Source organism: Streptomyces sp. NRRL B-24572 (genome assembly GCF_002156145.1).
Classification (GTDB): Bacteria; Actinomycetota; Actinomycetes; order Streptomycetales; family Streptomycetaceae; genus Streptomyces; species Streptomyces vietnamensis.
Map to the genome: position 1 here is coordinate 1 of NZ_MWIG01000203.1, position 12,627 is coordinate 12,627.

The following is a 12,627-nucleotide window of genomic DNA, read 5'->3' on the forward strand; positions in this document are numbered from 1 at the left end:
GAACAGCCCGGGGTCACAGGCAGGGGTCGGCCGCCCCCCGGCCGACCCCTGCCTGTGACCCCGGGCTGTTCGATTCCCACGTTTCGGTGGCAGGTTCTCCACAGATTGCGGGATGATCTCCCGTCCACAGGGTGGGGACTGCCAAGTTATCCGGATTGTGTCCACAGGGCTGCCTGGTGACAGTTCATCACCCCAGGTCAGACCCTTGTGGAATTGTTGGCAAACGATTTCCACAGGCTGTGGATGAATCTTTCGTCCACAGGGGGCCCCGAAGGTTGTCCACCGGCTGCCCACAGGGAGGAGTCGGTTGCCCACAGCTTCTCCACACCGCTGTCCACTGTTCGGCAACGAAACACGTCTGCTCACTGGGACGAGTGAAAGCGGTCACACCAAGGGAGACGTTTGGGCTGTGGGGAACCTGGGGAAAGCTGGGGACAGCGCTGGGGAGAACTCCCCATGGCCTGTGTACCGGCTGTGCAGAACTTTCGGGTGTCCACAGATACCCCCGGTTGTCCACGGGTTCCACCCACAGGCTCGGTGGACAAAAAACCGGATCTGACCTGCGCAAACGACGTTATCCACGGTTTCCACAGGCCCTACTACTACTCCCACATAGAGTTAGCCCGGAATTCGCTTCGAAGTGGGACCTGTGCACAACTCGGCGCCGGAGCTCCGTCGCACTCTCGTCTCGACTTGACCCCGAGCCGCACCGAGTGTCGGTGGCGTACGTCAGACTGGTTCCCGCAGTCGACGAAGAGCCAGCAACAGCAGGAGGCGGTTCCGGTGAAGATCCGGGTGGAGCGCGATGTACTCGCGGAGGCGGTGGCCTGGGTGGCCCGCAGCCTCCCGGCCCGTCCGCCGGCGCCCGTGCTCGCGGGCCTTCTCCTGAAGGCCGAGGACGGAGCCCTCAGCTTCTCGAGCTTCGACTACGAGGTCTCCGCGCGGGTCTCGGTCGAGGCCGAGGTCGAGGAGGACGGCACCGTCCTCGTCTCCGGCCGGCTGCTCGCCGACATCTGCCGCGCCCTCCCCAACCGTCCCGTGGAGATCTCCACAGACGGTGTACGGGCGACCGTGGTCTGCGGCTCCTCCCGCTTCACTCTCCACACCCTGCCTGTGGAGGAGTACCCGGCGCTGCCGGAGATGCCCACCGCGACCGGCACGGTCCCCGGTGAGGTCTTCGCCTCCGCCGCCGCGCAGGTGGCCATCGCCGCCGGCCGTGACGACACGCTGCCCGTCCTCACCGGCGTGCGCATCGAGATCGAGGGCGACACGGTCACCCTGGCCTCCACCGACCGCTACCGCTTCGCGGTCCGCGAGTTCCTGTGGAAGCCGGAGTCCCCGGACGCCTCCGCGGTCGCCCTGGTGCCCGCGAAGACCCTCCTGGACACCGCCAAGGCGCTCACCAGCGGCGACACGGTGACCCTGGCGCTCTCGGGCTCCGGCAAGGGCGAGGGTCTCATCGGCTTCGAGGGCGCGGGCCGCCGCACCACCACCCGCCTCCTGGAGGGCGACCTCCCGAAGTACCGGACGCTCTTCCCCACCGAGTTCAACTCGGTCGCGGTGATCGAGACCGCCCCCTTCGTGGAGGCCGTGAAGCGTGTGGCCCTGGTGGCCGAGCGCAACACCCCGGTCCGGCTGAGCTTCGAGCAGGGCGTCCTCATCCTGGAGGCCGGCTCCAGCGACGATGCACAGGCTGTGGAGAGGGTCGACGCGCAGCTGGACGGCGACGACATCTCGATCGCCTTCAACCCGACCTTCCTGCTGGAAGGCCTGAGCGCGATCGGCTCCCCGGTCGCCCAGCTCTCCTTCACGACGTCGACCAAGCCGGCGCTGCTGAGCGGCAAGCCCGCGCTCGACGCCGAGGCGGACGAGGCCTACAAGTACCTGATCATGCCGGTGCGGCTCTCGGGCTGATCAGCCGAAAACGGGGGCATCGCCTGAGCGGCTGACCCCACAGGTGTGCACCCGGGTCCGGGCGTAGGCTCGGACCCGGGTAAACCGCACACGACGCTTAAGGAATCTCTGATGGAGCTCGGTCTCGTCGGTCTCGGCAAGATGGGCGGCAACATGCGCGAGCGCATCCGCCGCGCAGGCCACACCGTCATCGGATACGACCGCAATCCGGACCTCGCCGATGTCCACAGCCTCGAAGAGCTTGTGAGCAAGCTCAAGGGTCCGCGCGTCGTGTGGGTCATGGTCCCGGCCGGTGCCGCGACCCAGTCCACCATCGACGAGCTGGCCGACCTGCTCTCCCCCGGCGACATCGTCGTGGACGGCGGGAACTCGCGCTGGACGGACGACGAGAAGCACGCCGAGGAGCTCGCCGCCAAGGGCATCGGCTTCGTCGACTGCGGCGTCTCCGGCGGCGTGTGGGGCCTGGAGAACGGCTACGCGCTGATGTACGGCGGCTCCGCCGAGGACGTGGCGAAGGTCCAGCCGATCTTCGACGCGCTCAAGCCCGAGGGCGAGTTCGGCTCGGTCCACGCGGGCAAGGTCGGCGCCGGCCACTTCGCGAAGATGGTCCACAACGGCATCGAGTACGCGATGATGCAGGCCTACGCCGAGGGCTGGGAGCTCCTGGAGAAGGTCGACTCGGTCACCGACGTGCGCGAGGTCTTCCGCTCCTGGCAGGAGGGCACGGTCATCCGCTCCTGGCTGCTCGACCTCGCGGTGAACGCGCTGGACGAGGACGAGCACCTGGACAAGCTGCGGGGCTACGCGTCGGACTCCGGCGAGGGCCGGTGGACGGTCGAGGCCGCCATCGACAACGCCGTTCCGCTGCCGGCGATCACCGCGTCGCTGTTCGCGCGGTTCGCCTCCCGTCAGGACGACTCCCCGCAGATGAAGATGATCGCCGCGCTGCGCAACCAGTTCGGCGGCCACGCGGTCGAGACGAAGAAGTAATCCACAGGCTGTGCACCCCGCGGTGCACAGCCGCCGGGGGAAGAAGGTCGGCGCCCACCATGCACGTCACGCATCTCTCGCTGGCCGACTTCCGCTCCTACGCCCGGGTCGAGGTCCCGCTCGACCCGGGCGTCACCGCTTTCGTGGGCGCGAACGGCCAGGGCAAGACCAATCTGGTCGAGGCCGTCGGCTATCTCGCGACCCTCGGCAGCCACCGCGTCGCCTCCGACGCCCCGCTCGTCCGGATGGGCGCCGAGCGGGCCGTCATCCGGGCCGCGGTCACCCAGGGCGAGCGCTCCCAGCTGATCGAGCTCGAACTCAACCCGGGCCGGGCCAACCGTGCCCGTATCAACAGGTCCTCGCAGGTCAGACCCCGTGACGTGCTCGGCATCGTGCGGACCGTGCTGTTCGCCCCCGAGGACCTGGCGCTGATCAAGGGCGACCCCGGCGAGCGCCGGCGCTTCCTCGACGAGCTGATCACGGCGCGCACGCCGCGCATGGCGGGCGTGCGCTCCGACTACGAGCGCGTGCTCAAGCAGCGCAACACGCTCCTGAAGTCGGCGGCGATGGCAAGGCGGCACGGCGGCCGCGGCATGGACCTGTCCACCCTGGACGTCTGGGACCAGCACCTGGCCAGGGCGGGCGCCGAGCTGCTCGCCCAGCGGCTCGACCTCATCGGCGTCCTGCGGCCGCTCGCCGACAAGGCGTACGAGCAGCTCGCGCCCGGCGGCGGACCGATCCTCCTCGAATACCGGCCCTCCGCGCCCGGCGCCGGGCACACCCGCGAGGAGCTGTACGAGCAGCTGCTCGCCGCCCTCGCCGAGGTCCGCAAGCAGGAGATCGAGCGGGGCGTCACGCTCGTCGGACCCCACCGGGACGAGCTCCTCCTCAAGCTCGGCGACCTCCCCGCGAAGGGGTACGCCAGCCACGGCGAGTCCTGGTCGTACGCGCTGGCGCTGCGGCTCGCCTCGTACGACCTGCTGCGGGCCGAGGGCAACGAGCCGGTCCTCGTCCTCGACGACGTCTTCGCCGAGCTGGACGCGCGGCGGCGCGAGCGGCTCGCGGAGCTGGTGGCGCCGGGCGAGCAGGTGCTCGTCACGGCGGCGGTGGACGACGACGTGCCGGGCGTGCTCACGGGCACCCGGTACGCGGTCTCCGGCGGAACAGTGGAACGGGTGTGACGGCTGTGACGGGTGTGACGGGTATGGGCGAGGAAAACTCTCCACAGTCTGTGGACAGGCCCGCGCCGACCGAGCCGTCGGGTGTGGACCTCGCCCGGGTCGCGCTGCGCGCCGCCAAGGAACAGGCCCGCGCGAAGGGCGCCGCCGCCCAGCAGAAGAAGCAGGCCCGACGCGGGGGCGGGCTGCGCTCCGGCGCGCGCGCCGACGGACGCGACCCGATGGCGCTCGGCGCCGCGATCAACCGGCTGATCACCGAGCGGGGCTGGGAGACCCCGGCGGCGGTCGGCGGCGTGATGGGGCGGTGGCCGCAGATCGTGGGCGAGGACCTCGCCAAGCACTGCGTACCGGTGAAGTTCGACGAGGAGCCGGATGCGCGGGTGCTGACGGTGCAGTGCGACTCCACCGCGTGGGCCACGCAGCTGCGGCTCCTTGCGCCGACGCTTGTGGCCCGGCTGAACGAGGACCTCGGGCACGGGACCGTGCGGATGATCAAGGTCCTCGGGCCGGGTGCGCCTCGGCGGGGGTACGGGCCGCTGCGGGCGCCGGGGTCCGTCGGGCCCGGGGACACGTACGGCTAGAGCGCCGGGAGTCTGTCGTGCGGGGTCGTCGCGAGGGCCCTCGTGGTGCGGGTCCAAGCGGTAGGGCGCCGTGCGCGTGGGCGTTGTGCCCACCCGTTCCGCCCTGCGGAACGATTGCCCACAACGCGCGGCGGAACGCATGCCCACAACTTGTGCCCACTGGCCGTCACCGCTCGAAGCGCTAGGTGGCCGTCAGGGGGCCCTGGAGCCCCTATCCGGATATGGGGAGTCGTCTCGCTCCCGCCCAGGGCGGCACATGCGCATTCAGGTACCGGCAAACCCCCATGAGTGTCGGTGGTACCGGTAGACTGGGAGACAATCCCGCCACCCTGCGGAACATGTCGAACGACGCAGCCGCTCCGGTATGCCCGGAGAGCGGCCTGTGCTGTGCCAGAAAGGGCGCTTCGTGGCCGATTCCGGCGACCCCAACGAGAACTCCCAGTACACCGCCAGCAATATCCAGGTCCTCGAGGGCCTGGATGCCGTGCGCAAGCGCCCTGGCATGTACATCGGCTCGACCGGCGAGCGCGGTCTGCACCACATGGTGCAGGAGGTCGTCGACAACTCGGTCGACGAAGCCCTGGCCGGCCACGCCGACACCATCGACGTGACGATCCTGGCCGACGGTGCCGTACGCGTCGTCGACAACGGCCGTGGCATCCCGGTGGGCATCGTGGCCTCCGAGGGCAAGCCGGCCGTCGAGGTCGTGCTGACCGTGCTGCACGCGGGCGGCAAGTTCGGCGGCGGCGGCTACGCCGTCTCCGGCGGTCTGCACGGTGTCGGCGTCTCGGTCGTGAACGCCCTGTCCACCAAGGTCTCCGTCGAGATCAAGACGGACGGCCACCGCTGGACGCAGGACTACAAGATGGGCGCCCCGACCGCCCCCCTCGCCCAGCACGAGGAGACCTCGGAGACCGGCACGTCGGTGACCTTCTGGGCCGACCCCGACATCTTCGAGACCACCGAGTACTCCTTCGAGACGCTCTCGCGGCGCTTCCAGGAGATGGCCTTCCTCAACAAGGGCCTGACGATCACGCTCACCGACGAGCGCGAGTCCGCGAAGGCGACCGTCGGCGCCGACGACCCAGACGCCGAGGCGGCCACCGAGTCGACCGCGCGCACGGTCAGGTACCACTACGAGGGCGGCATCGTCGACTTCGTGAAGTACCTCAACTCGCGCAAGGGCGAGCTGATCCACCCCACCGTGATCGACCTCGACGCCGAGGACAAGGACAAGAACCTGTCCCTCGAGGTCGCGATGCAGTGGAACAGCGGCTACAGCGAGGGCGTCTACTCCTTCGCCAACATCATCCACACCCACGAGGGCGGCACGCACGAGGAGGGCTTCCGTGCGGCGCTGACCTCGCTGATCAACAAGTACGCGCGCGACAAGAAGCTGCTCCGCGAGAAGGACGACAACCTCACGGGTGACGACATCCGCGAGGGTCTGACGGCGATCATCTCGGTCAAGCTGAGCGAGCCGCAGTTCGAGGGCCAGACCAAGACCAAGCTGGGCAACACGGAGGTCAAGACCTTCGTCCAGAAGGCGGTCTACGAGCACCTCAACGACTGGCTGGACCGCAACCCGAACGAGGCCGCGGACATCATCCGCAAGTCGATCCAGGCCGCCACCGCGCGCGTGGCCGCGCGCAAGGCGCGCGACCTGACCCGCCGCAAGGGCCTCCTGGAGTCGGCGTCCCTGCCGGGCAAGCTCTCCGACTGCCAGTCGAACGACCCGTCCAAGTGCGAGATCTTCATCGTCGAGGGCGACTCCGCCGGCGGCTCGGCCAAGTCCGGCCGCAACCCGATGTACCAGGCCATCCTGCCGATCCGCGGCAAGATCCTGAACGTCGAGAAGGCCCGCGTCGACAAGATCCTGCAGAACACCGAGGTCCAGGCGCTGATCTCCGCCTTCGGCACCGGTGTGCACGAGGACTTCGACATCGAGAAGCTCCGCTATCACAAGATCATCCTGATGGCGGACGCCGACGTCGACGGCCAGCACATCAACACCCTGCTGCTGACCTTCCTCTTCCGCTTCATGCGGCCGCTGGTCGAGGCCGGGCACGTCTACCTCTCCCGCCCGCCGCTCTACAAGATCAAGTGGGGCCGGGACGACTTCGAGTACGCGTACTCGGACCGGGAGCGGGACGCGCTCGTCGAGCTGGGCAAGCAGAACGGCAAGCGGATCAGGGAAGACTCGATCCAGCGCTTCAAGGGTCTCGGCGAGATGAACGCCGAGGAGCTGCGCGTCACCACCATGGACGTCGAGCACCGTGTGCTCGGCCAGGTCACCCTGGACGACGCCGCCCAGGCCGACGACCTGTTCTCGGTGCTGATGGGCGAGGACGTCGAGGCGCGGCGCTCGTTCATCCAGCGCAACGCCAAGGACGTTCGCTTCCTCGACATCTGAGTCGGTCTCAGCTGACCGTACGAAAGGACTGACGACCAGCAATGGCCGACGAAACCACTCCGACCACCGAAGAGCAGGAACCCGTGCTGCGGATCGAGCCCGTCGGGCTCGAGACCGAGATGCAGCGCTCGTACCTCGACTACGCGATGTCCGTCATCGTGTCCCGCGCGCTGCCCGACGTACGGGACGGCCTCAAGCCCGTCCACCGGCGCGTGCTGTACGCGATGTACGACGGCGGCTACCGGCCCGAGAAGGGCTTCTACAAGTGCGCCCGCGTCGTCGGCGACGTCATGGGTACGTACCACCCGCACGGCGACTCCTCGATCTACGACGCGCTCGTCCGCCTCGCCCAGCCCTGGTCGATGCGCCTGCCGCTCGTCGACTCCAACGGCAACTTCGGTTCCCCGGGCAACGACCCGGCCGCCGCCATGCGCTACACCGAGTGCAAGATGGCGCCGCTGTCGATGGAGATGCTCCGCGACATCGACGAGGAGACCGTCGACTTCACGGACAACTACGACGGCCGCAACCAGGAGCCGACGGTCCTCCCGGCCCGGTTCCCGAACCTGCTGGTCAACGGCTCCGCCGGCATCGCCGTCGGTATGGCCACCAACATCCCGCCGCACAACCTGCGCGAGGTCGCGGCCGGTGCCCAGTGGGCGCTGGAGCACCCCGAGGCCAGCCACGAGGAGCTCCTCGACGCGCTGATCGAGCGGATCAAGGGCCCCGACTTCCCCACCGGCGCGCTCGTCGTCGGCCGCAAGGGCATCGAGGAGGCGTACCGCACCGGCCGTGGCTCGATCACGATGCGCGCGGTCGTCGAGGTCGAGGAGATCCAGAACCGCCAGTGCCTGGTGGTCACGGAGCTGCCGTACCAGACCAACCCGGACAACCTCGCGCAGAAGATCGCCGACCTGGTGAAGGACGGCAAGATCGGCGGCATCGCCGACGTCCGCGACGAGACCTCGTCCCGCACCGGCCAGCGCCTGGTCATCGTGCTCAAGCGCGACGCCGTCGCCAAGGTCGTCCTCAACAACCTGTACAAGCACACCGACCTGCAGACGAACTTCGGCGCGAACATGCTGGCGCTCGTCGACGGCGTGCCGCGCACCCTCTCGCTCGACGCGTTCATCCGCCACTGGGTGACGCACCAGATCGAGGTCATCGTCCGCCGGACGAAGTTCCGGCTGCGCAAGGCCGAGGAGCGCGCCCACATCCTGCGCGGTCTGCTCAAGGCCCTCGACGCGATCGACGAGGTCATCGCCCTCATCCGGCGCAGCGACACCGTCGAGGTCGCCCGTACGGGCCTGATGGACCTGCTCGCGATCGACGAGATCCAGGCCAACGCGATCCTGGAGATGCAGCTCCGCCGGCTCGCCGCCCTGGAGCGCCAGAAGATCGTCGCCGAGCACGACGAGCTCCAGGCGAAGATCGACGAGTACAACGCGATCCTGGCCTCGCCGGAGAAGCAGCGTGCGATCGTCAGCGAGGAACTGGCCGCGCTCGTCGAGAAGTTCGGCGACGACCGCCGCTCCAAGCTGGTGCCCTTCGACGGTGACATGTCCATCGAGGACCTGATCGCCGAGGAGGACATCGTCGTCACCATCACGCGCGGCGGCTATGTGAAGCGGACGAAGACCGAGGACTACCGCTCGCAGAAGCGCGGCGGCAAGGGCGTGCGCGGCACGAAGCTGAAGCAGGACGACATCGTCGACCACTTCTTCGTCTCCACCACCCACCACTGGCTGCTCTTCTTCACGAACAAGGGCCGGGTCTACCGGGCCAAGGCGTACGAGCTGCCGGACGCCGGCCGGGACGCGCGCGGCCAGCACGTGGCCAACCTGCTGGCCTTCCAGCCGGACGAGCAGATCGCCCAGATCCTGGCGATCCGCGACTACGAGGCCGCGCCGTACCTGGTGCTCGCCACCAAGGCCGGCCTGGTGAAGAAGACCGCGCTGAAGGACTACGACTCGCCCCGCTCGGGCGGTGTCATCGCGATCAACCTGCGGGAGCGCGAGGACGGCAGCGACGACGAGCTGATCGGCGCCGAGCTGGTCTCCTCCGAGGACGACCTGCTGCTCGTCTCCCGGAAGGCGCAGTCGATCCGCTTCACCGCGACCGACGACGCGCTGCGCCCGATGGGACGCGCCACCTCGGGCGTCAAGGGGATGAGTTTCCGCGAGGACGACGAGCTGCTCTCGATGAATGTCGTCCGGCCCGGTACGTTCGTCTTCACCGCGACCGACGGCGGGTACGCGAAGCGCACCCCCGTCGACGAGTACCGCGTCCAGGGTCGTGGCGGCCTCGGCATCAAGGCCGCCAAGATCGTGGAGGACCGTGGCTCGCTCGTGGGCGCGCTGGTGGTCGAGGAGACGGATGAGATCCTCGCCATCACGCTGTCCGGCGGTGTGATTCGTACGCGAGTCAACGAAGTCAGGGAGACCGGCCGTGACACCATGGGCGTCCAGCTGATCAACCTGGGCAAGCGCGATGCCGTCGTCGGCATCGCACGGAACGCCGAGGCGGGCAGCGAGGACGACGACATCGAGGACGCCGAGGGCGTCGTCGAGTCGGCCGACTCGGTCGAGGCCGGAGCGGCCGAGGGCACGGAGCCCTCGGCCGGGGAGCACGAGGAGTAAGAGCGTGAGTGGAGCCACGGGCGCCGGATCGGCGGCTGCCGGAGCTTCTGCCGGTGCGGGAGCGAACGGCGCCCGTGGCCCCGCCACGGACTCCCAGGGGGTTGCGGTGACGGACACTCGGGGGCAGCAGCCCTCGTACGAGACCTACAACGGGCCGCTGCCCGGCGAGCGCCCCCAGGGGCAGCCGGGCGGGCCCTACCACCCGCCGCAGGCGTACGGCGCCCCCGCGGGCGGTACGCAGGGCGGGCAGACCGGGGCCGTGCGCCGGCCGCGGACCGGGGCGCGTACGACGCCCAGGACGCGCAAGGCGCGGCTGCGGGTGGCCAAGGCCGATCCGTGGTCGGTGATGAAGGTGAGCTTCCTGCTCTCCATCGCGCTGGGCATCTGCACGGTCGTGGCCGCGGCGGTGCTGTGGATGGTCATGGACGCCATGGGCGTCTTCTCGACGGTCGGCGGCACGATCAGCGAGGCCACGGGCTCGAACGAGTCCAACGGCTTCGATCTGCAGTCGTTCCTGTCGCTGCCGCGGGTGCTGATGTTCACCTCGGTGATCGCCGTGATCGACGTGGTCCTGATGACCGCCCTGGCCACGCTGGGCGCCTTCATCTACAACCTGTCGGCCGGTTTCGTGGGCGGTGTGGAGCTGACGCTGGCCGAGGACGAGTGACCTGCGAGGGGGCCGGGGAAGGAACCGATTTTGGGACTGGCCCCCACGTGCGCTAATGTTCAGGAGTCAGCGCGGCGGACACGAAAAACCGCAAAGCGCGGCGGGGCTATAGCTCAGTTGGTTAGAGCGCATCCCTGATAAGGATGAGGCCACAGGTTCAAATCCTGTTAGCCCCACAGATCGGATCGACCCGGATGGTACTCCATCCGGGTCGATCTGTTTGTGTGAGGTTTGAAGCAGGGGTGCGAAGACCGCACAGGTCACCGATCGGTATCGGTCGATGTGTAGAGTGGGCGTCAGAAGTCTCCTACGTCAACGAAAGACGAGGTCGCGCGGTGAAGAAGCTTCTCCTGGTCGCACTGGCCGCCATCGGCGGGCTCCTCGTGTACCGCCAGATCCAGGCGGATCGCGCCGAGCAGGATCTGTGGACGGAGGCGACCGACTCCGTGCCCGCAGGTTCCGGTGTCTGAGAGACACACACTCTGTGGGTGAAGCCCCGGCAGCGCATGAGCGCCGCCGGGGTTTCGCTGTTCCAGAGGGCGTGACACGGGCCTCCTTGGTTCGCTAGAGCAAACCGATGGCTTGCTAAAGCAAAGTCGAGTGATCGCGGGCCAGGGCGAATCCACCGCGCGGGCGGACACCGTAGGTACGGGCGGGGCAGGATGGACCGGCACCACGGCCGTCGCGGTGGGCGGCGGGGCGCCGGTGCTGCTCGCCGGGGTGCTGATCGCCCTCGGGCGGGCGCGGCGCAGGGCGGGAAGGAACGGGAGAGACGCGTGAGCACGCAGGCGGGGAGGCGGCCCGGGATCGGCCGGAGGGCGGGAGCCCTGATCGCGGCGGCCGCGGCGGTGGGCGCGGTGACGGCACTGCCCGTCCAGGCCCGGGCGGCCGAAGGCGCCGAGGGGGCGGCGGTGCCCCCGTACGCCTTCGACGGCTCGGCCCAGCAGATCCAGGGCGCCGCCTCCAGCCTGGACGCGAAGGCCCTGAAGACCGGCCAGACGTACCGGGACACCCTCAAGAAGGACGGCAAGGTCTACTACCGGGTCGACCTCGACACCCGGCGGAACGCGTACGTGTCCGTGGTCGCCGTGCCGAAGCCGGGCGGGAAGGTCGAGTACGGCGACGGCTTCAAGGTGACCATGCAGGACGGCTCCGGCGCCGAATGCAGCTACCAGCAGGTCGACTTCGGGTCGGCCGACTACCCGCGCCCCCTCGCCGGGTACGCCCGCCGGATCGTCGACGCGGACAGCTCCAGCTGCCAGCAGGCGGGGGCCTTCTACGTGCTCGTCGAGCGCTCCTCGAAGGCGACCTCCACCCCGGACGACTGGGGGCTCGAGATCCGCCACCTGTCCGAGCCGCCGCTGAAGAAGGCCGGGCCGACCGAGCTCCCGTCCGCCTGGCCCTCCGCCACGCCCGCGCCGCCCACGGGCGGCCCCAGGCCGCGACAGGGCGGCTCCGGCATCCACGACGCCGCCTCGCTGACCCAGGGCGAATGGCGTTCCGACATCCGGCCCGGCCAGACGCTCTTCTACCGGGTGCCGGTCGACTGGGGACAGCAGCTCTTCACCACCGCCGAGCTCGGCAGCAGCTCCGCCTCCGACGCGTACGTCTCCAACGCCCTCGTCCTCTCCCTGGAGAACCCGGCGCTCGGCCACGTCGACGAGAACACCGTCACCTACGACGGGAAGCCCGCGACGGTGGCGCTCGGTCCGCAGCGGCCGGTGGCCCACGAGAACCGCACCGCGTACGACGACGCCACCAACGGCATGCGGTTCGCCGGCTGGTACTACCTGTCGGCCACCCTCAGCCCGGCGGTCGCCAAGGACTACGGCGACAAGCCGGTGCCGCTGACGCTGCGGGTGAGCGTGATGAACGAGGCGAAGGCCGGGCCCGGGTACGACGGGGACCCCGGCCCTTTCACCGTGACCGCCGGTGACAAGGAGGCGGCCGCGAGCGGCTCCAGCGGCGCGCAGGTGGAGCAGGCCGCCGAGCGGAGCGGCTCCATGCGGATCGTCGCGGCGGCCGGCATCGGCACCGGGACCGTACTGCTCCTGGGGCTCGGGGCCTGGACCCTGCTGGCCCGGCGCAGGGCCTAGAACCCTTCGGGCTCAGACCTGCGTCAGGGCCCAGAAACCGACCGCGAGCGACACCAGCGCGAGCAGGAGCACCGGGACCGCCACCTTCGGGGGCGGTCCCGGCCGCCGTACCGGGGCGAGTGCCGCGGGGGCGGTGGGAGCCGTGGGTG

9 protein-coding genes and 1 tRNA gene are annotated in these 12,627 nt (G+C 69.4%); all 10 read left to right on the forward strand.

All coding sequences use genetic code 11. From position 1 onward, the window contains the following. Nucleotides 1–783: 783 nt before the first annotated feature. Nucleotides 784–1,914, forward strand: a complete 1,131-nt coding sequence (gene dnaN, locus CCN56_RS12875; RefSeq protein WP_086826572.1) for a DNA polymerase III subunit beta — start codon at nucleotides 784–786, stop codon at nucleotides 1,912–1,914. Between the two features lie 111 nt (nucleotides 1,915–2,025). Beyond that, a complete protein-coding gene (gene gnd / locus CCN56_RS12880; protein ID WP_041130168.1) occupies nucleotides 2,026–2,904 on the forward strand; it encodes a phosphogluconate dehydrogenase (NAD(+)-dependent, decarboxylating) in 879 nt (292 codons plus the stop codon). Nucleotides 2,905–2,963: 59 nt separating this feature from the next. After that, the gene (gene recF / locus CCN56_RS12885; RefSeq protein ID WP_086826574.1) at nucleotides 2,964–4,085 is read left to right on the forward strand and encodes a DNA replication/repair protein RecF; all 1,122 of its coding nucleotides are present in this window, start codon (nucleotides 2,964–2,966) and stop codon (nucleotides 4,083–4,085) included. Nucleotides 4,086–4,108: 23 nt separating this feature from the next. Further along, nucleotides 4,109–4,663 (forward strand): DUF721 domain-containing protein, encoded by a 555-nt coding sequence (locus CCN56_RS12890; RefSeq protein ID WP_086826576.1) that lies wholly within the window; start codon nucleotides 4,109–4,111, stop codon nucleotides 4,661–4,663. A gap of 382 nt (nucleotides 4,664–5,045) precedes the next feature. Next, nucleotides 5,046–7,076 (forward strand): DNA topoisomerase (ATP-hydrolyzing) subunit B, encoded by a 2,031-nt coding sequence (gene gyrB / locus CCN56_RS12895; RefSeq protein WP_086826578.1) that lies wholly within the window; start codon nucleotides 5,046–5,048, stop codon nucleotides 7,074–7,076. Between the two features lie 41 nt (nucleotides 7,077–7,117). After that, entirely contained in the window at nucleotides 7,118–9,715 is a 2,598-nt protein-coding gene (gene gyrA / locus CCN56_RS12900; protein WP_086826580.1) for a DNA gyrase subunit A, read from the forward strand. A 106-nt stretch (nucleotides 9,716–9,821) separates the two neighbouring features. Continuing rightward, nucleotides 9,822–10,382 (forward strand): DUF3566 domain-containing protein, encoded by a 561-nt coding sequence (locus CCN56_RS12905; RefSeq protein ID WP_041130163.1) that lies wholly within the window; start codon nucleotides 9,822–9,824, stop codon nucleotides 10,380–10,382. A gap of 102 nt (nucleotides 10,383–10,484) precedes the next feature. Next, nucleotides 10,485–10,558: transfer RNA gene (locus tag CCN56_RS12910), tRNA-Ile, on the forward strand. A 159-nt stretch (nucleotides 10,559–10,717) separates the two neighbouring features. After that, nucleotides 10,718–10,852, forward strand: a complete 135-nt coding sequence (locus CCN56_RS12915; RefSeq protein WP_003958712.1) for a DLW-39 family protein — start codon at nucleotides 10,718–10,720, stop codon at nucleotides 10,850–10,852. A 306-nt stretch (nucleotides 10,853–11,158) separates the two neighbouring features. Continuing rightward, nucleotides 11,159–12,478 carry a hypothetical protein gene (locus CCN56_RS12920; protein ID WP_256961942.1) on the forward strand — a complete coding sequence of 440 codons (1,320 nt, stop codon included), beginning with the start codon at nucleotides 11,159–11,161 and terminating at the stop codon, nucleotides 12,476–12,478. Nucleotides 12,479–12,627: the final 149 nt, after the last annotated feature.